General features: G+C 70.1%; 20 protein-coding genes. 10 read left to right on the plus strand and 10 right to left on the minus strand.

Annotated elements, in window-relative coordinates; genetic code table 11:
• Window positions 1-172: 172 nt before the first annotated feature.
• From QTI51_RS21975 to QTI51_RS21985, 3 genes are all read left to right on the plus strand, one after another.
• Window positions 173-841, plus strand: a complete 669-nt coding sequence (locus QTI51_RS21975) for an RNA polymerase sigma factor (RefSeq protein ID WP_116912525.1) — start codon at window positions 173-175, stop codon at window positions 839-841.
• Window positions 838-1,926 (plus strand): FecR family protein, encoded by a 1,089-nt coding sequence (locus QTI51_RS21980; protein WP_286516242.1) that lies wholly within the window; start codon window positions 838-840, stop codon window positions 1,924-1,926. Before QTI51_RS21975 ends, QTI51_RS21980 begins: the two co-directional genes overlap by 4 nt.
• A 222-nt stretch (window positions 1,927-2,148) precedes the next feature.
• Window positions 2,149-4,650 carry a TonB-dependent siderophore receptor gene (locus tag QTI51_RS21985; RefSeq protein ID WP_286516241.1) on the plus strand — a complete coding sequence of 834 codons (2,502 nt, stop codon included), beginning with the start codon at window positions 2,149-2,151 and terminating at the stop codon, window positions 4,648-4,650.
• Window positions 4,651-4,840: 190 nt separating this feature from the next.
• Here the strand turns inward: QTI51_RS21985 and QTI51_RS21990 are convergent, their stop codons facing one another.
• The 9 genes from QTI51_RS21990 to gtdA all read right to left on the minus strand — a co-directional run bounded on the left by QTI51_RS21990 (window position 4,841) and on the right by gtdA (window position 13,871).
• On the minus strand, window positions 4,841-5,509 hold the full coding sequence (locus QTI51_RS21990; RefSeq protein ID WP_116911417.1) for an SMI1/KNR4 family protein: 669 nt from the start codon (window positions 5,507-5,509) through the stop codon (window positions 4,841-4,843).
• Window positions 5,506-6,114 carry a glutathione S-transferase gene (locus QTI51_RS21995; protein WP_116911418.1) on the minus strand — a complete coding sequence of 203 codons (609 nt, stop codon included), beginning with the start codon at window positions 6,112-6,114 and terminating at the stop codon, window positions 5,506-5,508. The genes QTI51_RS21990 and QTI51_RS21995 overlap by 4 nt, the downstream gene beginning before the upstream one ends.
• A gap of 65 nt (window positions 6,115-6,179) precedes the next feature.
• Window positions 6,180-7,079, minus strand: a complete 900-nt coding sequence (locus QTI51_RS22000) for an acyl-CoA thioesterase (RefSeq protein ID WP_116911419.1) — start codon at window positions 7,077-7,079, stop codon at window positions 6,180-6,182.
• 121 nt (window positions 7,080-7,200) lie between these two features.
• Window positions 7,201-7,899 carry a hypothetical protein gene (locus tag QTI51_RS22005; RefSeq protein ID WP_286516239.1) on the minus strand — a complete coding sequence of 233 codons (699 nt, stop codon included), beginning with the start codon at window positions 7,897-7,899 and terminating at the stop codon, window positions 7,201-7,203.
• A gap of 72 nt (window positions 7,900-7,971) precedes the next feature.
• A complete protein-coding gene (locus QTI51_RS22010) occupies window positions 7,972-9,321 on the minus strand; it encodes an FAD-dependent oxidoreductase (RefSeq protein ID WP_116911420.1) in 1,350 nt (449 codons plus the stop codon).
• Window positions 9,321-10,298: a Bug family tripartite tricarboxylate transporter substrate binding protein gene (locus tag QTI51_RS22015; RefSeq protein WP_116911421.1), complete on the minus strand. Its 978-nt coding sequence runs from the start codon at window positions 10,296-10,298 to the stop codon at window positions 9,321-9,323. The genes QTI51_RS22010 and QTI51_RS22015 overlap by 1 nt, the downstream gene beginning before the upstream one ends.
• Window positions 10,299-10,380: 82 nt before the next feature.
• Window positions 10,381-11,370, minus strand: a complete 990-nt coding sequence (locus QTI51_RS22020) for a Bug family tripartite tricarboxylate transporter substrate binding protein (protein ID WP_116911422.1) — start codon at window positions 11,368-11,370, stop codon at window positions 10,381-10,383.
• A 76-nt stretch (window positions 11,371-11,446) separates the two neighbouring features.
• Complete coding sequence (locus QTI51_RS22025) at window positions 11,447-12,724, minus strand: 3-hydroxybenzoate 6-monooxygenase (protein WP_116911423.1); 1,278 nt, start codon at window positions 12,722-12,724, stop codon at window positions 11,447-11,449.
• A gap of 85 nt (window positions 12,725-12,809) precedes the next feature.
• The gene (gene gtdA / locus QTI51_RS22030; RefSeq protein WP_116911424.1) at window positions 12,810-13,871 is read right to left on the minus strand and encodes a gentisate 1,2-dioxygenase; all 1,062 of its coding nucleotides are present in this window, start codon (window positions 13,869-13,871) and stop codon (window positions 12,810-12,812) included.
• Between the two features lie 132 nt (window positions 13,872-14,003).
• On the opposite strand from gtdA, the gene QTI51_RS22035 reads away from it, so the two are divergent.
• The 6 genes from QTI51_RS22035 (at window position 14,004) to QTI51_RS22060 (ending at window position 18,293) form a co-directional block, all read left to right on the plus strand.
• Entirely contained in the window at window positions 14,004-14,903 is a 900-nt protein-coding gene (locus QTI51_RS22035) for a LysR family transcriptional regulator (RefSeq protein WP_116911425.1), read from the plus strand.
• Window positions 14,904-15,030: 127 nt separating this feature from the next.
• A complete protein-coding gene (locus QTI51_RS22040; protein ID WP_108139880.1) occupies window positions 15,031-15,480 on the plus strand; it encodes an acyl-CoA thioesterase in 450 nt (149 codons plus the stop codon).
• Window positions 15,481-15,621: 141 nt separating this feature from the next.
• Window positions 15,622-16,179, plus strand: coding sequence for a phasin family protein (locus QTI51_RS22045; protein ID WP_116911426.1), 558 nt, complete (start codon window positions 15,622-15,624; stop codon window positions 16,177-16,179).
• A gap of 176 nt (window positions 16,180-16,355) precedes the next feature.
• Complete coding sequence (locus QTI51_RS22050; RefSeq protein WP_116911427.1) at window positions 16,356-17,105, plus strand: TetR/AcrR family transcriptional regulator; 750 nt, start codon at window positions 16,356-16,358, stop codon at window positions 17,103-17,105.
• 7 nt (window positions 17,106-17,112) lie between these two features.
• Entirely contained in the window at window positions 17,113-17,949 is an 837-nt protein-coding gene (locus tag QTI51_RS22055) for a tetratricopeptide repeat protein (RefSeq protein WP_207786757.1), read from the plus strand.
• An 86-nt stretch (window positions 17,950-18,035) separates the two neighbouring features.
• Window positions 18,036-18,293: an acyl-CoA-binding protein gene (locus QTI51_RS22060; protein ID WP_007835415.1), complete on the plus strand. Its 258-nt coding sequence runs from the start codon at window positions 18,036-18,038 to the stop codon at window positions 18,291-18,293.
• A gap of 19 nt (window positions 18,294-18,312) precedes the next feature.
• Here the strand turns inward: QTI51_RS22060 and QTI51_RS22065 are convergent, their stop codons facing one another.
• Complete coding sequence (locus QTI51_RS22065; RefSeq protein WP_116911428.1) at window positions 18,313-19,554, minus strand: CaiB/BaiF CoA transferase family protein; 1,242 nt, start codon at window positions 19,552-19,554, stop codon at window positions 18,313-18,315.
• A 139-nt stretch (window positions 19,555-19,693) separates the two neighbouring features.
• Between QTI51_RS22065 and QTI51_RS22070 the strand changes: the two genes are divergently transcribed.
• The gene (locus QTI51_RS22070) at window positions 19,694-21,232 is read left to right on the plus strand and encodes an FGGY-family carbohydrate kinase (RefSeq protein WP_116911429.1); all 1,539 of its coding nucleotides are present in this window, start codon (window positions 19,694-19,696) and stop codon (window positions 21,230-21,232) included.
• Window positions 21,233-21,236 lie beyond the last annotated feature (4 nt).

A 21,236-nucleotide genomic window follows, 5' to 3' on the forward strand; every position in this document is an offset into this window, starting at 1 on the left:
GATCGCCATTCGGCCGTCGATACAATCGCCGCCGGTTTCTCACCGCCCCCAGACATCCGCACGTAGCCAGGCCCGTCCGCCCCTCGCCGTTCCCCACGGCGCAGGGGACCGCCAATCCGGATCGAGGTGCTTTCCCCGCCCTTCTCAAGATTGCCTGGCTGCCCGCGTGCCCATGTTCCTCCCCGCCAACGACCCCGACGACCCGGCCGGCGCCGAAAGCCAGCTCGCCAGCCTGTACGCACGCTGGCGCAAGCCGCTGGTGCGCCTGTTTCGCGGGCGGCTGGGCCAGCACGACAAGGCCGAGGACGCCGCGCAGGACGTCTTCGTGCGCATGGCCGTCGCGCGCAAGTCGCTCGCGCCCGACGAAGAAGCCCCCTACCTGCGCACCACGGCGCGCAGCGTGGCGCTCGACGCATGGCGCCGCGACGGCCGCGGCGAAAGCCCCGAGCTCGTGTCGATGGAAACGGCCGGCCCCGAGCTGGCCGCGCTGCCCGCGGACGAGCGCCAGTCGCCGCTCGAACTCGCCGCGCACCGCGAGCGCCTGCAGCGGCTGGACGCCGCCGTGGCCGAGCTGCCCGAGCGCCAGCGGCAGGCCTTCCTGCTCAACCGCATCGACGGCCTGAGCCACGACGAGGTGGCCGCGGCCATGGGCATTTCCGCGCGCATGGTGGCCAAGCACCTGAACCGCGCGATGGCCTACTGCCAGCTGCGCGTGAAGTACCCGAGCCTGCAGCAGATGACGCAGCTGCACGTGCAGGACGACGCCCACGACGCACGCGATGCCCACGATTCCACCGACTCCCGCGATGCCGGCGCCGAAGAGCGCCAGGAGGCCCCATGACCGCGACGGCTGAGACTCCCCCGGGCCTGTCCCCGCAGGCGCTCGTCGCCCTGCACGAGACGGCCGCCGCGTGGTTCATGCGGCGCCACGAAACCAGCTGGACCGGCAGCGACGAGCGCGCGCTGAACGCCTGGCTGGCGGCCGACCCGCTGCACCGCGAGGTCTACGACGGCATGGCGCTCACCAGCCACGACCTGCACCAGATTCCGCTGGCCGCGGACCGGTCCTGGCGCGCGGCTGCCGCACCGGCTGCACCTGCTGCATTTGCCGCACCCGCCGCACCCGCCAGGCGCGCGACATCTGCAAAGACCGACGTGCGCCGTGCTCGTCGCGGATGGGCCCGCACGCTTTCCACCGGCTTCGCCGCCGTCGCCGCCTTCGCCGTCGTGGCGCTGGTCGGCGGCTACGGCCTGCACCGCTGGGCGGATACCGCCACCTTCACCACCGAGGTCGCGACCGCCCACCGCGAGACCCGTCGCGTCGACCTGCCCGACGGCAGCCACGTCGCGCTCAACACCGACAGCACCCTGCGCGTGCGTTACTTTCCGCGCCGCCGCGAGGTGACGCTCGAACGGGGCGAGGCCTTCTTCGAGGTGGCGCCCGACACCGGCCGCCCCTTCACCGTGGACAGCGGCGCCAGCCAGGTCAAGGTGGTGGGCACCGCCTTCAACGTGCGCGCAGCGCCGCCGGAGATCGTCGTCAAGGTGCGCTCGGGCCGGGTCGAGGTGCGACCGGACCGCGACGCGCGCGAGCCGCAGGTGCTGGTGCTGGGGCCCGGTGCCGGCGTGGCCATCGACCCCGCCACGCGCGCGCACCGCGGCGTGCCGGCCGATGCCGCCACGGTCGGCGACTGGCGCACCGGCCAGATCCAGTTCCAGCGCACGCCGCTGGGCGAGGTGGCGCAGGAGCTGTCGCGCTACCTGGGCCGGCCGGTGGTGCTGGCCAGCGCCGACCTGGCGCGGCAACCCATTTCGGGCGTCGCCGCCACGGCCACGCCCGAGGCCTTCCTGCAGGCCCTGCCCGGCCTGCTGCCGCTGCGCGTGCAGCAGCAGCCCGACGGCAGCTGGCGCATTGCCCGGAAGTGAACGGGCGCCGGCGAATTCATTTCGCTTTTTTCAGGCACGGCGGGTTCTGACTTTCGCCAGGCCTGCGTTCTATACCTGTGAGGGCCGCGAATGCTTCGCCCCCTCCCGACTGCCAGCCAAGCAGCTCGACGGCCCTCGCCTTCGTTCTCTCCAGCCAACGGTCTCCCTCACCGGCGCGGGCACAGCCACGCGCGGACCGACGAACGAACAGGAACACAAGAGATGCGAGCAAGGAATTTGAAGGGCGCCGTGGCGCGGGGTGCATTGGCCACGGGCCTGCGCGCCGGGGCGGGCGCCTCGCGGGCGACCATGGCGGCGGTGTCGGCGGGCGTGCTGGCCCTGCTGGCGACGGCCGGCACCGTGCACGCGCAGCCGCAGCCGCAGCCGCAACCCCAGCAGGTTCGCGTGCAGTTCGACATTGCCGCCCAGCCGCTGCCGGCCGCGCTGCGCGCCTTCGCCAGCCAGGCCCGCCAGCAGCTGCTGTTCGACGAAGACAAGCTCGCCCGCCTGCGCGCACCGGCGCTGGCCGGCAGCTACACCCCGCGCGAGGCGCTCGAGCGGCTGCTGGCCGGCACCGGCATCGTGGCCACGCAGTCGAGCCCCGGCTTCTTCACGCTCAAGGACGCGCCCGTGGCCACCGGCGCAGACCTGCCGCCCGTGACCGTGACGGCCACCGGCGACAACACCAGCGAAGGCACCGGCTCCTACGCGGCGCGCGCGAGCAGCAGCGCGACGCGCATGAACCTGTCGCTGCGCGAAACGCCGCAGTCGGTCAGCGTCATCACGCGCCAGCAGATGGACGACCAGGCGCTCACCAACGTGCCCGAAATCCTGGAGAAGACCGTGGGCGTCACCGTGGGGCGCAACGACAGCGAGCGCTCGACCTTCTACGCGCGCGGCTTCACGATCGAGAACTTCCAGTTCGACGGCGTGCCCAACACCATGGACAGCGCCAGCCAGTACACCACCTCGCTGGGCGACAGCGCCATCTACGACCGGGTGGAAATCGTCAAGGGCGCCACCGGCCTGCTCACCGGCGCGGGCAACCCGTCGGCCACCATCAACCTGGTGCGCAAGCGCCCGACGCCGGAGTTCGAGGCCTCGGTGTCGGCCGGCATCGGCTCGTGGAACAAGGTGCGCAGCGTGGCCGACATCTCGGGCCCGCTGAACGCGAGCGGCAGCGTGCGCGGCCGGCTGGTGGCCGCGGCGCAGAACGCCGACTCGTACGTGAACAACTACGGGCGCGACACGCGCAACCTGTACGGCATCGTCGAGGTCGACCTGGCGCCGCGCACGCTGCTCACGCTGGGCGTGGACCACATGGAAACGCGCGCCCACGGCGCCAGCTACGGCCACATTCCGCTGTTCTTCAGCGACGGGCGGCAGACGCACTTTTCGCGCCGCTGGAACCCGGCCACCAACTGGAGCTACTGGAACAACGAGAGCACCAACCTGTTCAGCACGCTGAAGCACGAGTTCGGCAACGGCTGGAAGCTCGACCTCTCCGCCAGCCGCCTGCGCCAGTCGCGCGACGTGGAGGTGGGCGCCGCCAGCTACGGCTCGCTCGACGCCTTCACCGGCGCGGGGCTGAACGTGCTGTCGGCCAAGATTCCGACCGACGCCACTACCAGCGCGGTGAACCTGGCGCTGTCGGGCCCCTTCCAGCTGTTCGGCCGCGAGCATGAGCTGTCGATGGGCCTGGGCTGGTCGCGCCAGACGCGCGGCGCGCCGGGCTACACGAGCGACTTCAGCCCGGTGCCCAACTACTTCGCGTGGGACGGCAACTTCGCCCGGCCCGACTTCATGCTGAAGGAACAGCGCACGACGCGCATCGCCGAGAAGGGCGCCTTCGCCGCGGTGCGCCTGCGCCCGGCGGACGACTGGTCGGTCATCCTGGGCACGCGCGTGAGCTGGTACAAGCTGCACGACAGCACGCTCGGGCTGGACGGCAGCTACAGCGTGGCCGACGACCTGAGCGTGAGCCACAAGACCATTCCGTACGCGGGCGTGGTGTACGACGTCAACCGCCAGTGGTCGCTGTACGCGAGCTACACCGACATCTTCAACCCGCAGACTTTCTACAAGGACGCCTCCGAGCGCGCGCTGGCGCCGCTGACCGGGCAGGCGGCCGAGGTGGGCATCAAGGGCGAGCTGCTCGACCGCCGGCTCAACACCAGCCTGGCGCTCTTCTACGTGAAGCAGAAGAACGCGGCGCAGTACGTCGGCAGCAGCGACACCACGGGCAACGAGGTCTACAAGGCGGTGAACGGCATCACCAGCAAGGGGCTGGAACTGGAGGTGTCGGGGCAGCTCACGCCGGCGTGGAACATCGCGGGCGGCTACACCTTCCGCATGTCGCGCATTCCGCCGCAGCCCGATGAAATCCTGAGTGCGGTCAACACCAACCAGCCCAAGCATTTGGTGAAGCTGAGCACCAGCTACAGGCTGCCGGGCGACTGGAGCCGGCTGACCGTGGGCGGTTCGCTGTCGTGGCAGAGCCGCACTTACTACCAGGCCTCCGACGGCACGGGCTTCCGCGCGGACCAGCCGTCTTACGCACTGGTCGGCCTGATGGCGCGCTACGAGTTCGACCGCCACCTGAGCCTGGCGCTGAACATCAACAACCTGCTCGACAAGACCTACATGCCGGGGCTGGGCTCCTATGGCACCGGGGTGTACGGGGATCCGCGCAATGTGCTGCTGACGGTGAACTACAAGTTCTGATTTGGAAGGCAGGGGGCGGCGTTGCGGCGTTGCTGTTCAGGGCGTGTGAACAGGCCGCCGGGTACTTCCCTCCGCGAATGTCCCCCGCTTCGCTCCTCCTTTATTTCGCTGCGGGAAGCACCCGACGCCCTGTTCACCTGGGCACGATGTCGGTGTGCGGCCGATCAACTGATGCTCTGAGGGCTTGCGCCTATTCGCCGATTTCCCAACGCGGCGTGACGGCAAACGCCTCTGAGTCCTGCAACTGAAACCGCGTCAGTTCCTCGTCCAGTTGCGCTTGGGAAATGAGCGAAGGCACCTGCTCCGGCTTCGCGCGGGGCCCCGCCTTGTAAGGCCGCGATTCGACAGGCAAGCGGCTCAGCCCCTGCAGCCAGCCCGCGGTCTTCGCGTCCATGAACGCCGTGACAACCCCCACGTCCGCGATCACGCGCTCGGCGATCTCCGGGCCGGACAGGTCCCACGCCTCGAGATGGCTCATGTCGGCGAAGGTCTGCAGGAACATGGCGCAGACGAAATCGGAGAACGTGCCGTGGTCGACGCGGCTCTGCTCGTCGTCGTGCCACACGAGCGATACGCCCACCACATCGCTCACCACCCCGCCGGGCAATGGCACCAGGCAGTACGCATCGCCACCGCCCGACTGCGCGAAAGGCAGGAAGCGGCGGCCGCCCTGCCACCTGGCGTCCAGCCACCCGTCGAGGGTCTCGCTGGCCTGCCTCGCATCGATCCACTCGAAGTCGTAGAAGCTGGCCAGCGTGGGCTGGCCGCTGTCGATGAGCTGGCGCAACAGCGGCGGCAACGCGATGCCGGTGCGCTGCGACAGGTCGCCGAACGTCAACTCGCCTGTGCCTTCGCTCACACCGATGGCAGCGTCGCCTGCATCGACGCGCGCTGGTTGAAGGCATCGAACCACTTGGCGGTGTTCGGTGCTTCGGCGCGCCAGTTCACATCGGGGAAACGAAAGTCCATGTAGCCCAGCGCGCAACCGAAGGCGATGGTTCCGATGTCGACGCGCTCGCCGAACGACGGCGCCGCCGTTTCCAGCCACTCGAGGCCGGTGCGCACCTTGGCCAGCTGGCCGTCGGTCCAGTCGGCCCAGCGCAGCGGCTCGGGGCGCAGCACGTTCTCGTAGCGCGCGAGCAGCGCGGCGCCGGTCATGCCGTCGGCCAGCGCCAGCTCGGTCAGGCGCGCCCAGCGTGCGGCCCCATCGGCGGGGAACAGCGTGCCCGACTGCGTGGCGTTCAGGTACTCGCAGATCACGCGGCTGTCGAACAGCGCCTGGCCGTCGTCGGTGATGAAGGTCGGCACCTGGCCCAGCGGGTTCTTCGGGATGATGGTCGCGTCGCGCTTCACCGGGCCGGCGGCGCTGGGCAACTTCTCGATGCGCTCGGCCATGCCGAGCTCGTGCGCCACGACCATGCACTTGCGCACGAAGGGGGATGCGGGGGAAAAGAAGATTTGCATGATGTCTTGGGGTTGAGCCGTGGCGGGGCGTGTGGTGAACGTGGCGTGTCGTGCGGTTGCTCGTCTCAGGCTTGCGGCTTTTTGGAGCGGATGCGCAGCATCCCCTCCTGCGCCGCCGACGCCACCAGCCGCCCATCGCGCGCATAGAGGCTGCCGCGGCACAGGCCGCGCGCGCCGCCGGCGCTGGGCGAGTCGAGCACGTACAGCAGCCAGTCGTCCATGCGGAAATCGCGGTGGAACCACATCGCGTGGTCGAGGCTGGCGGGGCGCACCTGGCCGCTCATGAAGCTCAGGCCGTGCGGCAGCATGGCCGCGCGCAGCAGGCCGTGGTCGGACGCATAAGCCAGCAGGGCGCGGTGCACCATGGGGTCATCGGGCAGCGGCGCGATGGCGCGCATCCAGATGGCGCTTTGCGCCGAGGTCGGGCGCACGGCGGGGGCAATCAGGTCCTCGGGGTCGACGCGGCGGTACTCGATGCCGTGCGGCTGCGTGGCCTTGGCGCGCCACGGTTCGGGCAGGCGGTCGCCCAGGGCGATGCGCTGGTCGAGCTCGCTGGCAAGGCCGTCGGGGCCGGCCACCTCGGGCATGTCGAACTGGTGCTCGACGCCGTCGTCCACGGTCTGGAACGAGGCCGACATCTCGAAGATGATGCGCTCCTGCTGGCGCGCCACCACGTGGCGGGTGGTGAAGCTGCGGCCGTCGCGCACGCGGTCGACGCTGTACTCGATGGGCGCATGCTCGCCCGGCAGCAGGAAGTAGGCGTGCATGGAATGCACCGGGCGCTCGGCGCCCACGGTGAGGCTGGCGGCCATCAGCGACTGGCCGAGCACCTGGCCGCCGAAGACGGCGGGGGTGCCGATGTCCTCGCTCTGGGCGAGGAAACGGTCGCCGCCCAGGGGTTCGAGCTGCATGAGCGCGACGAGTTCGTGGACGAGGCGGGAGGCGGTGGTGGGGTCGGTGGTCATCGGGAAAACAATGCGGGCTGGCAAAAAGGCAACCCACGACCATAGCAAAGCCCGGGCCCGCGGGCTGTCGCGGCCCGGTCAGCCGGCGCCCGGGCGCGCTTGCGGCCGGGTCACAGCCGGGCTACCTGAAGAAGCAGATGTCCATGTACTTCGCGCGGCAGCTGAAGTCGGTGCCGCCCTGCACCACGCGCACCGGCACGCCGTCCAGCAGCGCCGAGCCGTCGTCCGCGTACGCCAGCGGCGAAGGCGCGGCCTTGGAGAAGGGGGCGCTCAGCGTCTCCTGCTCCACGTAGCTCAGGTCGTAGCGCCGCGAGAAGTCGACCTTGTCGGCCGGCTTCAGCGCCGCCGCCTCGTAGCGCTTGCCGTACACGGTGCCGAAGTAGCGCAGCACCGGGCCCGTGCGGTCGCCGTACTTCACCTCGGCCTTGGCGAAGCCGGTCTGCACGAGAAAGCTGCGGTCTTCGGGCGTGAGGTCGGCGTCGAACGCCATCAGCACGTACTGGCCTTCGAAGCTCTGGTTGCGCGCCACCTTGAACTCGCCGATGAGCGCGGGCGTGACCTTGGCGCGGCCGCTCCAGCGCAGCAGCGCCGCCACCGAGGGGTCGCCGTCGAACACGTAGTGGTACTTCTCGCCGGCAATGGCCACCTTGCGGCCGTCCTTGGCCGCCAGGAAGCTCACGATGCGGTCCTTGCCGTGGACCGGGTCGCCCTCGGGGGTGCTGGCGCAGCCCGCCTGCAGCAGGCCGAATGCGGCGCACGACAGCGCCAGGAAGATGCGGCGCGCGGCGGGCGCCAGCGAAGGCAACGAAAGAAAGTGCACGTTTCGTCCGGGATTCGAGTTTTTCAAGCCCCGGACTCTAGCCGCATCCCGTGCGCGCGGAGCGCTGAGCGCTCAGCGGTCCAGGTCGGCGCCGTCGGCCAGCAGCTTCTTCTGCAGCGCCGGCACGTCGACCTGCGCGAAGTTGGCGCTGCCCAGCGTGGCCGCCGCGGTGCCCGCGGCCTGCCCCATGACGAAGCAGCCGCCGCTCGCGCGCGCGGCCGACTGGCCTTCGTGCGTCATCGACGCGCAGCGCCCCGCCACCAGCAGGTTGTCGATCGCCTGCGGCACCAGCATGCGCCACGGCAGGTGGTTGTAGGCGTTGGCTTCGTCGCGCGGAAAGGCCCACTCGATGCGGCCGTCGGCGTGCATTTCCATCGGCCAGGCGTTCAGGCCGATGTTGTCGTCGAACCTGGCCGAACCCAGGATGTCCTCGCGCTGCAGCGCGTACAGGCCCTGGATGCGCCGCGTCTCGCGGATGCCGACCTGCGGCGCGATCTCCACGATGGCCGACTGCGCGAAGCCCGGCACCTCGGCCTTCAGGAACTTGAAGTACTCGGTGATCTGGCGGCGGCCCTCGAGCTCGCCGTCGGTGAGCTCCTGCGCGTCCACGCCGTTCATCGCGCGGCCCTGGGCATTGCGAATTTGCGTGACGTTGGCGCGCCACTCGCGCGGGTCCTTGTTCGGCCGCAGGATGGCGCCTTCGCGCGGAAACTTGTACACGCCCGGCTTCTGCGCCTCGGCGCGCGCCATGAAGTCGTTGATGGCCTTGAACTCGCCCACCGCCTCCAGCGCGGCCGGCGCGTCGACCTGGCCGATGCGGAACATGGTGGTCGGGAACAGCCCGCTGCCGTGGCCGTCGCCCACCTCGAAGGGCACGCCGGCAAAGGCGGCCACGTCGGCGTCGCCGCTGGCGTCGATGAAGGCGTTGGCGCGCAGGGCCTGGCGGCCCGACTTGGTCTCCACCACCAGCGCCGCGATGCGGTTGCCGTCGCGCACCACCGCGGCCGCGAACGCATGGAACAGCAGCTTCACGCCGGCGGCCTGCAGCAGCTGGTCGGCCGCGAGCTTGTACGCCGAGGTGTCGTACGAGCGCACGCAGATGCGCCCGCCCATGCCGTTCTGCGGGTCGTTCATGCCGTTGAGCGCGGCGATGCGCTCGATGAGCTCGTCGACCACGCCGCGCACCAGCTGCGTCATCTCGCCCTTGCGCTTGCCGTACAGGCCCGCGAAGTTGGTCACGCCGCCGGCGGTGCCCATGCCGCCGAGAAAGCCGTAGCGCTCCACCAGCAGCGTGCTTGCGCCGTGGCGCGCGGCGCTCACGGCCGCGGCGATGCCGGCGGGGCCGCCGCCGACCACGACCACGTCGTAGTCGCCGAACACCGGCAGCTCGCGCGCCGGTTCATGCAAGGTCTTCGCAGTCATCACTGGAGCTTGATGCCGCGGGCGGAAATGATCTTGGTCATGATGGCGGCCTCTTCGGTCACGCGCGTGCGCATGCCGTCCGGCGAGGTGCCCACGGCCTGCCAGCCCTGCTCGAACAGCTTGCGGCGCACCTCGGGGTCTTTCATGACCACCTCGAGCGAGCTGCTGATGCGCGCCTGCGCGGTCTTCGACAGGTTGGACGGGCCGAGCAGCGCCACCCACACCTCGAGGCTGAAGTCCTTCACGCCGGCGTCGGCCAGCGGCGGAATCTCGGGCACCAGCGCGCTGCGCCCGCCGGTGAGGCCGATGGCCTTGAGCTTGCCGGCCTTGATCTGCGGCATGGCCACGCCCGGGGGAATCAGGCCCATCTGCACCTGGTCGCCCAGCATGGCCGTGATGACCTGCGGGTTGCCCTGGTAGGGCACGTGCTCGGGCTTGAAGCCGGGCACGCGCGTCTTCAGCAGCTCCATGCCCAGGTGGCCGACCGAGCCGATGCCCACCGAGCCGTAGTTCCACTTGTCGCCGGCCTTGCGGCCCGCGTCGAAGAAGGCGGTGCCCGAGGGCAGGTTGTTCTGCGCCACCAGCACCAGCGGCGCGGTCGCGAGCAGCGAGAGGTAGGTGAAGTCCTTGACCGGGTCGTACGGCAGCTTGGCGTACAGCATCTTCGAGGAGGTCAGGTTGCCGTTGATGACGACGCCCAGCGTGTGGTCGTCGGTGGCCTTGGCCACCTGGTCGGCCGCGATGTTGCCCGAGGCGCCGGCCTTGTTGTCCACCACGATGGGCTGGCCCAGCGCCTTGGACAGCGGCTCGGCGATGGTGCGCGCCGCGATGTCGGGGCTGGAGCCACCAGGAAAGCCCACCAGCAGGCGAATGGGCTTGGTCGGCCAGGCGGCGTTCTGCGCGCTGGCGGTCAGGGGCAACACGGTGGCGGCGGCCAGGCCGCAGGCAATCAGGAGGGCTCTCTTGGTGGCGTGCATGGAAAAGTGTGAAAAATTGTCAAAAAAACAAAGAAGGCCAGCTTAACTGCCGGGCAAAGCCCTGGGCAAGGCGCGGCCTGCGCTATTCGAGGCTGATGTTGCCCCTGCGCACCAGCTCGCCGTACACCTTCGACTTGGCCTCGGCATTGCGCTCGATTTCCTCGGGCGACCAGGCCAGCGGCTCGAAGGCGAAGGTGTCGAAGCGGGCGCGAATCTCGGGGTCGGCGATGACCTTGGCCACGTCGGCATTGATCTTCGCCTTGATGGCCGCCGGCACGCCCTTGGGCACGAGCAGCGACACGAAGGAGTTGACCTCCAGCGAGGCCGGGCCGCCGGCCTCGGCCATGGTGGGCACGTCGGGCATCTGCGGGATGCGCCGGGGCGCGGCAATGGCCAGGTAGCGCAGCTTGCCGGCCTTGTAGATGCCCTGGCTCGACGGAATGCTGGCGAAGCTCCACGGCACCTCGCCCGCGCCCACGTTGGCGAACAGCTGCGACACCTCGCGGTACGGCGCGTGGCGCATGCGCACGCCGGTGAGCGCCTCGAGCTGCTGGGCGCCCAAATGGCCAGGGCTGCCCACGCCCCACGAGCCGTAGACCACGCCCTCGGGGTCGGCCTTGGCCGCGGCGATCAGGTCGCTCATGTTCTTCCACTTCGAGTCGCTCGCCACGGCCACGAAGAAGGGCGTGCGAAACAGCGAGGCCACCGGGTCGAAGTGCTGCAGCGTGACGAAGTTCTTCGACTTGTACAGGTGCGGCAGCGCGGCGATGTGCTCGCTGTCGAGCTGCAGCAGCGTGTAGCCGTCGGGCGCGGCGCGGCGGGCCTGGTCGATGGCGATGAAGCCGCCGCCGCCGGGCTTGTTGTCCACGAGCACGCGCTGGTTCCACAGGCGCGAGAGCTTGTCGGAGACCAGGCGCAGCACGGCGTCGGGGCCGCTGCCGGCCGCGAAGGGGGTGACCAGGGTCACGGGCTTGCTGGGGTAGTCGCCGGCCTGTGTCTGGACTTGGGCCTGTGCGCCCGTGGCCGCCGTGAAGGCAAGGACGCCGGTGAGCAGTGCGCGCGAAAAGTTCATGTCGTTTGTCTCCTGGGCTTGACCTGGAAGGGTCGCGTCGATGGTTATTGGTTATGGATGATGAAAGAAACAGGTGTCAGTGCGGCGAAAGCGCGGCGGCGGGTTCCGCCATTGCAACGCCCCGGGGCTGCAGCGCCCCGGGTGCGTCCTCCAGGCAATGCTCGGGCCGCCAGGCGTAGAGCCACTCGACCGCATCGTAGAAGCGTTCGGGCGAGCGGCCCACCCACAGGCTGTTGCGCACCAGCCGCTCCACACCCTTGGCGTGGTACAGCCGCCCCATCTCGCGCACCGACAGCACCACGCGCGCCGTGCGGGCGACGCGCGCCGCCTCGTACAGCTTGAAGGCGGCGGGCATGTCGAAGCCGCAGGCCTTCACGGCCTCGCCGAGCGTCACCGCGTCTTCCAGCGCCATGCAGGCGCCCTGCGCCAGGTACTGCATCATGGGATGCGCCGCGTCGCCCAGCAGCGTGGCCGGGCCCTCGCTCCAGCGCGCGACCGGGTCGCGGTCGGCGGTGCTCCAGCGGCGCCACGAGGTCGGGCGGTCCAGCAGCTGGCGCGGCCGCGCATGCACGCCCTCGAAGTACGACAGCACCTCTTCCTTGCTGCCGTCGCTCACGCCCCACTCTTCCCGCTCGCGGCTGTGGAAGGTGACGACCAGGTTGTATTGCTCGCCGTGGCGCAGCGGGTAGTGCACCAGGTGGCAGTCGGGGCCGGCCCACACCACGGGCGCGTTCCAGCGCAGGTCGGCGGGCATGTCGGCCGCGGGCACCACGGCGCGGTACACCACATGGCCCGACACGCGCGGCGCATCGCCGATGAGCCGCGCGCGCACCACCGACTTCACGCCGTCGCAGCCGACGATGGCGTCGGCCTTGAAGCGCCGGCCGTCCTGCGTCACGGCCGTGACGCCCTGGGCGCCCATGTCGACGTGCGCGACCTGCGCCGAGGTGTGGAAGCGAATGAGCGGGTGCTGCTTCACCGCCTCGTGGATGGCGCCATGCAGGTCGGCGCGGTGGCTCACCGCGTACGGGTTGCGAAAGCGCGCGCGAAAGGCCTCGCCCACCGGCACCGAGGCCACTTCGCCGCAGTCGACGGCGTCCATCATCACCAGCCGGTCGGTGAACACCGAGCCCCGGCGCACCGCCTCGCCCACGCCCAGCGCGTCGAGCGCGGCGAAGGCGTTGGGGCCCAGTTGCAGGCCGGCGCCGATCTCGCCGATGGTGGCGCTTTGCTCCAGCAGGTCGACAGCCACGCCGATGCGCGCCAGCGCCAGCGCGGCGGCCATGCCGCCGATGCCGCCGCCGACCAGCAGCACGGAGGGAGGGTTGTTTGCGGAGGTGGAGGCGATGGACATGGGGGCTCCTGCCGCGGGCGGCGGCATGCGGTCGAACAGGAAAACGGAACGGTCTGAAAGGCGTCGGAAGGCCGGGGCCGCTGCTTCAGGCCTCTTCGAGGAAGGCCTCGCGCAGGATGCCCATGGCCTGCTGCACGGGGCGGTCTGAAAAGCTGAACAGCACCGCCTCCCCGTCGGGCGAGGCGAGCCGCAGCGGCGCCCACGACGGCACCACGAAGGTGTCGCGCGGGCCGAAGTGAAAGCGCTGGCCGGCAATGTCCGCCGTGCCGTGGCCTTCGACCACGCTGTACACGGTGCCGTCGGTGGCGCGGTGCGCCTTGCCCGCGAAGCCCTTGGGCAGCAGCTGCAGCTGGGTCGAGATGGTCGGCATCGGCGAGCCGCCCGTCAGCGGGTTGATGTAGCGCAGCTTGTGGCCGAGCCAGGCGTCGGGCGCCTCCTGCCGGCCGAGCTGGGCCAGCGCCTCGCGGCTGCGCGCATAGGGGTAGTTGAAGATGGGCGAGGTGGCCGCGGCGTGGTCGTGGCGCACCGGCACCATGTTGTGGCCGAAGCGCGCCAGGCTGTTTCCCTCGGGCCGCGCCACGTGCTGCACCTTGGCGTCGTCGTTCTCGGCGAAGCCGGCGTCGAAGAAGCGCAGCATCGGAATGTCCAGCCCGTCCAGCCACACCACCGGCTCGCTCACGCCCTCGATGCCCTCGTTGCCGTGGTCGTGCCAGGCCCACGAGGGCGTGATGATGAAGTCGCCCGGGTACATGGTGGTGCGCTCGCCGCCCACCGTGGTGTACGCGCCCTTGCCGTCGACGATGAAGCGCAGCGCCGACTGCACATGGCGGTGCGACGGCGCCACCTCGCCCGGCATGATGAGCTGCAGCCCCGCGTAGATCGACTGCGTGATCGACGAGTTGCCCGGCAGCGCCGGGTTCTCCAGCACCAGCACGCGGCGCACGGCCTCCTCGGCGGTGATGAGCGCGGCCGACTCCATCAGCAGCGGGCGGATCTCGTCGTAGCGCCACAGGGCGGGCACGCAGGGCGTCTGCGGCTCGCGCGGCACCAGGGCGTGCAGCGATTCCCACAGCGGCGTGAGGTTCAGCGGGCGGATGCGGGCGTAGTAGTCGCTGCGCTCGGCGGCGTTGGAAGGCGCGGTTTTCATGGCGTGGGTGTCTCCGTGCCGCGATTCTTGATCCGCACCACTATTTCCTCAAGCCTGGTGGCCAATACAAGGAATTCGAAATTTCGATAATGGTGGCTTTCGTTGCACAAGAAAAGGCGCCGGCGGTCCACCATGTCCAAGCTCGATACCGAATGGCTCGCCGTGTTCGACGAGGTCTACAAGACCGGCAACGTCTCCAAGGCGGCCGAGCGGCTGGGCATGGCGCAGGCCGCGGCGAGCACCGCGCTGAACAAGCTGCGCGCCCACTTCGACGACCGGCTTTTCACCCGCACCGCGCAGGGCATGCAGCCCACGCCGCATGCCGAGCGCATCTACCCGCACCTGCGCGAGGTGCTGGCCCAGCTGGCGCAGGCGCGCGGCAACCGCAGCAGCTTCGAGCCCGCGCAGGCGCAGCGGCGCTTTCGCGTGTGCATGACCGACATCAGCGAGGTGGTGCTGCTGCCCGGCCTGCTCGACCACCTGCGCCACGAGGCGCCGGGCGTGCACATCGAAACCGAGATCATCTCCACCCAGAGCGGGCGCCGCCTGCAGGACGGCGAGGTCGACCTGGCCGTGGGCTTCATGCCGCAGCTGGACGCGGGCTTCTACCAGCAGACGCTGTTCATGCAGAACTTCGTCTGCCTGGCGGCGCAGAACCACCCGCGCATCGGCGGCAACAAGCTCACGCGCAAGCGCTTCGAGGCCGAGGCGCACGCGGTGGTGTCCACGTCGGGCACCGGGCATGCCATCGTCGACACCACCATCGCGCGGCTGGGCCTGCGGCGCGACGTGGTGGTGCGGCTGTCGAGCTTCCTGAGCGTGGCGCGCATCGTGGCGCACACCGAGCTGATCGTGGTGGTGCCGCGCATCCTGGGCCAGGTGCTGGCCACGCAGGAGCCGGTGAAGCTGCTGGAGCCGCCCTTCGCCCTGCCCGCCTACGCCGTAAAGCAGCACTGGCACGAGCGCTTTCACGCCGACCCGGGCAACGCCTGGCTGCGGCGCACGCTGGCGCAGCTTTTCAGCGGCGGCTGAGCCAGCGCGAACGGGCACGGGTGGCACGAGCGGGCAAACAGGCCCGACGGGCGGCGCCGTCGGGTATTCGGGCGCTCGCATAATCGCGGCTCCCCACACCCACAGCCCTACACACAAGGCGGCCCCCATGTCCTCGATCACCCTGCGATTCCTCGCAGAACCCAGCACCGTCAACTTCGGCGGCAAGGTCCACGGCGGCACGGTCATGAAGTGGATCGACGAGGCCGGCTACGCCTGCGCGACCAGCTGGGCCAAGCGCTACTGCGTCACCGCGTTCATCGGCAGCATCCGCTTTCACCGCCCGATCATGATCGGCGACCTGGTCGAGGTGGAAGCCCGCCTGGCCTACACCGGCACCACCAGCATGAACATCTCGGTGGAGGTGCGCAGCGGCGACATGAAGGGCGGCGTGATGGAGAAGACCACCGAATGCCTGATCGTGTTCGTCTCGGTCGACTCGCACGGCCGGCCGCTGCCGGTGGAGGCCTTCGTGCCCGGCACGCCCGGCGAAATGGCGCTGGCCGAACGCGCCAAGGCGCACCTGGACGCCAGCCGCGCGGCCGGCGCCACGCCCTGACGGCATAGCGACACTGCACCGCGCTGCAAAGCACAAGAAAGCGCGTGCACCGGCTAGGCGGAAAGCTCTAACCGCGCGGGCATCGGGCGGCTAGAGTCCTGCGATTCGACCTTTTCGCACTTTCTCCCAGGAACACCCCGCATGGCCTCCGCCCGCCCCCACGACAGCGACAGCAGCGACGACAACAGCAGCGCCAACGGCAAGTCCGCCGACCGCATAAAGGACTCCGCCCAGCAGATCTGGCTGGCCGGGCTCGGCGCCTTCGCCAAGATGCAGCAAGAAGGCAGCAAGGCTTTCGAGGCGCTCGTCAAGGACGGCGCCGGCATGCAGAAGAAGACCCAGCAGGCCGCCGAGGAAACCCTGAGCCAGGCCCAGCAGCGCATGGCCGGCTTTGCCAGCGAGTTCGGCTCCAAGGCCGCCGGCCAGTGGGGCAAGCTGGAGAACATCTTCGAAGAGCGCGTGGCGCGCGCGCTCGAAAAGCTGGGCACCCCCACCGCCGCCGACATGGCCGCGCTGCAGGCGCGCGTCGATGTGCTCGAGGCGCAACTGAAGAAGCAGCAAGCGCACGGCGGCGCCGCCAAGGAAGCCGCCCCCGCGCGCGCCAGCCGGAACGCCACCCGCGGCGCCACCCGCAAGACCGCCGCCCCCACCGCCTCCGCCCCCAAGAAGACGACCTTGCGCCGCAGCAAGGCGGGCTGAAGCGCCAGTGATCTGCCCGTGAAGCGCCGGGCCTGGGCAGGCCCGCGGCGGCCCGCCCGAATTGCGGCACCGCACCAAAAAACGAGGCCCGCAAAACATGTCCCGCGCCCGCCATGGTGCGGTGCACATACGCTAGAGTGTCCCCAACAGACCACGAGACAAACGGGGGCACCGACATGGCAAAGAAGGCGCCACGACGCACGGCGCAACGCATCCTCGAAGCCGCTTTGGACCTGTTCAACCGCTTCGGGGAGCCGAACGTCTCGACCACGCTGGTGGCGGGCGAACTCAACATCAGCCCGGGCAACCTGTACTACCACTACCCGGCCAAAGAAGAGCTGATCAACAAGCTCTACGAAGGCTACGAGGCCGAGCTCAACGAGCTGCTGCATGCCAGCGAAGGCGTGCACGACGTGGAGGACGCATGGTTCTTCATGCACACGCTGTTCGAGCTCATCTGGCGCCACCGCTTCCTGTACCGCGACCTGAACGACCTGCTCAGCAAGAACCGGCACCTGGAAACGCAGTTCCAGCTGGTGCTGAAGAACAAGGCCCGCGCCATCCGCCAGCTGATTGCCGGCCTGAGCCGCGCCGGCCACCTCGAGATTGACGTGCACGAGGTCGACACTCTCGCGCAGAGCATGGTGGTCGTGCTGACCTACTGGCTGAGCTACGAGTACGTGCGCAACCCGCGCGAGGCGCTGGAGCCCGCGCATGCGCAGGGCGCGCTCATGCGCGGCGCCCACCACACGCTGCACCAGCTCGCCCCCTATCTCGGGCGCGAGCAGCGAAGGCACCTGCTGGCGCTGAGCCATGCCTACAACGGCGAGGACGGCGGCAACGGCAGCGCCAAGGATGGCAAGAACAGCAACAGCAGCAACAGCAGCAACAGCAGTGCGGCACCCCGTGCCGACATGGCGGTCTAGAACAAAAATGCCCCACCCCGACTTCAAACCGCTCTCGCTGATGTCCGCCCACCCGGCCGCCGCAAACGCCGACCCGTGGACGCCCCTGCCCTGGGCCGACGTGCCGCGCTACGACGCGCGCAGCGTGGCCTCGCACTGGCCGCGCCTGCACGCCGGCCATGAGCTGCCCGTGCCCGACGAGACCTCGCCGCTGGCCGAGGGCTGGGCGCTGTACCACAGCGGCGAATTCGAACGCGCCGCCACGCTCGGCCTGCTGCACGGCGCCGAGGGCCTGGCGCTGGCCAACCAGGCCACGGCCATCTACGCCAACTACCTGGAGCCGCGCGAGGCCGTGCGGCTGGCCATGTTCCGCCAGGTGATCGAACGCGCCGGCGCGCAGGCCGAGGCCGAACCCGACAACTGCCAGGCGCTGTACTGGCAGGCCTATGCACTGGGCCGCTACAGCCAGGGCATCAGCGTGGCGCGCGCGCTGGCGCAAGGGCTGGGCAGCAAGCTCAAGGGCGCGCTGGAACACGTCATCGAACTGCAGCCGCGCCATGCCGATGCGCACCTCGCGCTGGCGTCGTTCCATGCGGAGGTGATCGACAAGGTGGGCGCGCTGGTCGGGCGCATGACCTACGGCGTGCGCGCGGAAACGTCGATGGCGCTGTTCGAGCGCGGGCTTGCGCTGCATCCGCATTCCGCCGCCGGCAAGATGGAATACGCCCGCGCCCTGCTCATGCTGCACGGCGACTCGCGCATGGGCGAGGCCACGGCCCTGTACGAGCAGGCCGCGGCGTTGAAGCCGGCGGACGCGCGCGAAAGGCTGGACGTGGAGCTGGCGCGCGCGGGGCTGAAGGACTGAGCGGCTACACCTGCGGCGCTGCACCGGTACCCCTGGGTACCGCACGATTTAAGATCCGCGGTTTCCGCTTTCAACACCGTCTTGCCATGTCCGATCTCAACGCCCAGTTCGAAGCCGCCCAGGCCAACTCCAAGCTGCTCGCCGAGCGCCCCGACAACCCCACGCTGCTGAAGATCTACGGCCTCTTCAAGCAGGCCACGGAAGGCGACAACACCGCCAAGAAGCCCAGCTTCAGCGACATCGTCGCGCGCGCCAAGTGGGACGCGTGGACCGCGCAGAAGGGTGCGAGCGCCGACGAAGCCAAGCAGAAGTACATCGACCTGATCGAGTCGCTGCGCGGCTGAGCCGCTGGCTTTCCAGGGCTCAGCCCACGATCCCGCGCGCATGCAGTGCGGCGATCTGCTCGGCGCTCAGCCCGATTTCTCTCAGCACCGCGTCGGTGTCCGCCCCCAGCGCCGGCGCGTTCACCCGGTGGCTGGCCGGCGTGAGCGACAGCTTGGGCACGAAGCCGGGCACCGCCAGCGCGCTGCCGTCGGACATGCGCACCTGCTGCAGCATGCCGCGCGCCGCGTAGTGCGGGTCGGCCGCGATGTCGGCGATGGTGTAGATGCGCCCGGCCGGCACATGCGCCGCGTCGAGCGCGGCCAGCACCTCGTCCACCGTGCGCTGCGCGGCCCAGTCGCCGATGGCGGCGTCCAGCACCTGCACCTGCGCCACCCGGCCCGCGTTGCCGGCCAATGCCGGGTCGGCCGCGAGGTCGGGCCGCCCGATGCACGCCATCAGCCGCCGGAAGATGCTGTCGCCGTTGCCCGCGACGATAGCGTAGCCGCCGTCCGCGCAGCGGTAGGCATTGGTCGGCGCAATGCCCGGCAACGCGCTGCCGGCCGCCTCGCGCACCGCGCCGAAGGCGCCGTACTCCGGCAGCAGGCTTTCCATGCAGTTGAAGACCGCCTCGTACAGCGCCACGTCGATCACCTGGCCGATGCCCTTCGGGTGCGCGGCGCTCACCGTGGCGTGCCGGTGCTGCATGGCCATCAGCACGCCGATCACGCCGTGCAGCGAAGCCAGTGTGTCGCCGATGGACACGCCCACGCGCACCGGCACGCGGCCCGGTTCGCCCGTGAGGTGGCGCAGCCCGCCCATGGCCTCGGCCACCACGCCGAAGCCGGGACGGTCGCGGTACGGGCCGGTCTGGCCGTAGCCGCTGATGCGCAGCATCACCAGCGCGGGGTTGGCCGCCAGCAGCGCGTCGGGCCCCAAGCCCCAGCCTTCCATGGCGCCGGGGCGGAAGTTCTCGATCAGCACGTCGGCCTCGGCGGCCAGTTGCCGCACGATGGCCTGCGCCTCGGGCTCGCGCAGGTCGAGCGCCAGCGAACGCTTGTTGCGCGACTGCACCTGCCACCACACCGAGGTGCCGTCCTTCATGAGCCGCCAGCTGCGCAGCGGATCGCCCGCGCCGGGCGGTTCGATCTTGATGACTTCGGCGCCGAAGTCGGCCAGCGTGCGCGCCGCGAAGGGCCCGGCAATGAGCTGCCCCAGCTCGATGACCTTGAGCCCGGCCAGCGGGCCCGCCGCCGCAGGAGAAGAAGAGGTTGTCGTCGTCATGGCGCCAGAGTGTGCCGTGGTGCCGCACGCGAAGCCACATGCGGAGCCACATGCGGTGCCGCCTTCGCGCTGGCAAACTCGCTGGATTCCATCAAGGTGCTGCTCAAGCCGCAGCCCCGATCCTGAGAGACGACACACCATGAAATACGTGATCGGCGTGGACATCGGCACGCAGAGCACCAAGTGCCTGCTGGTCGGCGTCGACGGCAAGGTGCACTCGCAACACAGCGTGGCCTACCAGCCCGAGACGCCCAGGCCGCTGTGGGCGCAGCAGGATTGCGAGGTGTGGTTCGACGCGGTGTGCGAGAGCGTGCGCGGCTGCATCGCGGCCGCGTTCAAGGGCGGCGGCGTGGCCCCCGCCGACATCGCCGCGCTGTGCGTGAGCAGCCTGTACGGCGGCGCGGGCATTCCGGTCGACGAGGCGATGCAGCCGCTGCACCCCTGCCTGATCTGGATGGACCGCCGCGCCACGGCCGAGGTGGCATGGGTGAACGCGAACGTCGACGTGCCGCGGCTCGAAACCATCACCGGCAACGGCGTGGACAGCTACCACGGCTTCACCAAGATCCTGTGGGTGCGCGAGCACCTGCCGCAGGTGTGGGAGCGCACGCGCTACTTCCTGCCGCCCAACAGCTACATCAACTGGCGCCTCACGGGCGAGCTGGCGGTGGACCACAGCTCGGCCGGCAACATCGGCGGCGTGTACGACGCCGGCCGCAGGCAGTGGTCCGAAGAGGCCATGCGCATGCTCGGCATTCCGGCGCGCATGATGCCGCCGCGCCTGGTCGAGTCGAGCGACGTGGTGGGCGGGCTGGGCGCCGAATGGGCGGAGAAGCTGGGGCTGGCCGAAGGCATGCCGCTGATGGCGGGCGGCGTCGATGCGGCGGTGGCCACCTTCTGCGCGGGCGTCACGGGCAGCGGCGACCATGTCGCGATGATCGGCACCAGCATGTGCTGGGGCTTCGTGAGCCCGACGGTCGATGCGCGCCACAAGCTCATCACCATGCCGCACGTGTACCGCGGCGCGGACCGCAGCTATGTGTTCGGCGGCGCCATCACCGCGGGCGCGGCCGTGACGTGGTTCCGCGAAACCTTCTGCCAGGCCGAGGTGGCCGAGGCCGCGCGCACCGGCGAAGACGCGCATGCGCTCATCGAGCGCAAGGCGATCGACGTGCCGCCGGGCGCGGAGGGCCTGGTGTTCCTGCCCTACCTGATGGGCGAGCGCAGCCCCATCTGGGACGCGCAGGCCAAGGGCGCGTTCATCGGTCTGTCGCTCGCGCACAGCCGCGCGCACCTGTACCGCGCGGTGCTCGAGGGCGTGAGCTTCGCGCTGCAGCACAACATAGAAGCCGGCCGGCAAAGCGGCCAGCCGCTGGACGACCGGCTCATCGTGGTCGGCGGCGCGGCGCACTCCGACCTGTGGATGCAGATCGTGGCCGACGTCACGGGCTACCCGGTGTTCACCATCGAGCAGGAGGTCGAGGCCGCATTGGGCGCGGCCATGCTCGCGGCGCTGGGCGCGGGGCTGGTCGATGCGGCAACGGCCGAGCGCGGCTGGGTCACGCTGGTGGAGCGCGCGCGGCCGGAGCCTGCGGCGCAGGCTGTGTACCGGGAGCGTTTCGACATCTACAAGTCGCTGTACCCGGCGTTGCGGGATGCGATGCATCGGCTGGGGTGAGCTG

The organism is Variovorax sp. J22G73 (genome assembly GCF_030317035.1).
Taxonomy (GTDB): Bacteria; Pseudomonadota; Gammaproteobacteria; order Burkholderiales; family Burkholderiaceae_C; genus Variovorax.

Bases quoted from the DNA above. Each gene is read 5' to 3' on its own strand.
- QTI51_RS22035 (WP_116911425.1), top strand. From the start codon at position 14,004: ATGTCCAAGCTCGATACCGAATGGCTCGCCGTGTTCGACGAGGTCTAC.
- QTI51_RS22020 (WP_116911422.1), bottom strand. From the start codon at position 11,370: ATGAACTTTTCGCGCGCACTGCTCACCGGCGTCCTTGCCTTCACGGCG.
- QTI51_RS22000 (WP_116911419.1), bottom strand. From the start codon at position 7,079: ATGACCACCGACCCCACCACCGCCTCCCGCCTCGTCCACGAACTCGTC.
- QTI51_RS21985 (WP_286516241.1), top strand. From the start codon at position 2,149: ATGCGAGCAAGGAATTTGAAGGGCGCCGTGGCGCGGGGTGCATTGGCC.
- gtdA (WP_116911424.1), bottom strand. From the start codon at position 13,871: ATGAAAACCGCGCCTTCCAACGCCGCCGAGCGCAGCGACTACTACGCC.
- QTI51_RS22010 (WP_116911420.1), bottom strand. From the start codon at position 9,321: ATGACTGCGAAGACCTTGCATGAACCGGCGCGCGAGCTGCCGGTGTTC.
- QTI51_RS22040 (WP_108139880.1), top strand. From the start codon at position 15,031: ATGTCCTCGATCACCCTGCGATTCCTCGCAGAACCCAGCACCGTCAAC.
- QTI51_RS22050 (WP_116911427.1), top strand. From the start codon at position 16,356: ATGGCAAAGAAGGCGCCACGACGCACGGCGCAACGCATCCTCGAAGCC.
- QTI51_RS22060 (WP_007835415.1), top strand. From the start codon at position 18,036: ATGTCCGATCTCAACGCCCAGTTCGAAGCCGCCCAGGCCAACTCCAAG.
- QTI51_RS22025 (WP_116911423.1), bottom strand. From the start codon at position 12,724: ATGTCCATCGCCTCCACCTCCGCAAACAACCCTCCCTCCGTGCTGCTG.
- QTI51_RS22065 (WP_116911428.1), bottom strand. From the start codon at position 19,554: ATGACGACGACAACCTCTTCTTCTCCTGCGGCGGCGGGCCCGCTGGCC.
- QTI51_RS21980 (WP_286516242.1), top strand. From the start codon at position 838: ATGACCGCGACGGCTGAGACTCCCCCGGGCCTGTCCCCGCAGGCGCTC.
- QTI51_RS21995 (WP_116911418.1), bottom strand. From the start codon at position 6,114: ATGCAAATCTTCTTTTCCCCCGCATCCCCCTTCGTGCGCAAGTGCATG.
- QTI51_RS21975 (WP_116912525.1), top strand. From the start codon at position 173: ATGTTCCTCCCCGCCAACGACCCCGACGACCCGGCCGGCGCCGAAAGC.
- QTI51_RS22015 (WP_116911421.1), bottom strand. From the start codon at position 10,298: ATGCACGCCACCAAGAGAGCCCTCCTGATTGCCTGCGGCCTGGCCGCC.
- QTI51_RS22055 (WP_207786757.1), top strand. From the start codon at position 17,113: ATGCCCCACCCCGACTTCAAACCGCTCTCGCTGATGTCCGCCCACCCG.
- QTI51_RS22045 (WP_116911426.1), top strand. From the start codon at position 15,622: ATGGCCTCCGCCCGCCCCCACGACAGCGACAGCAGCGACGACAACAGC.
- QTI51_RS22070 (WP_116911429.1), top strand. From the start codon at position 19,694: ATGAAATACGTGATCGGCGTGGACATCGGCACGCAGAGCACCAAGTGC.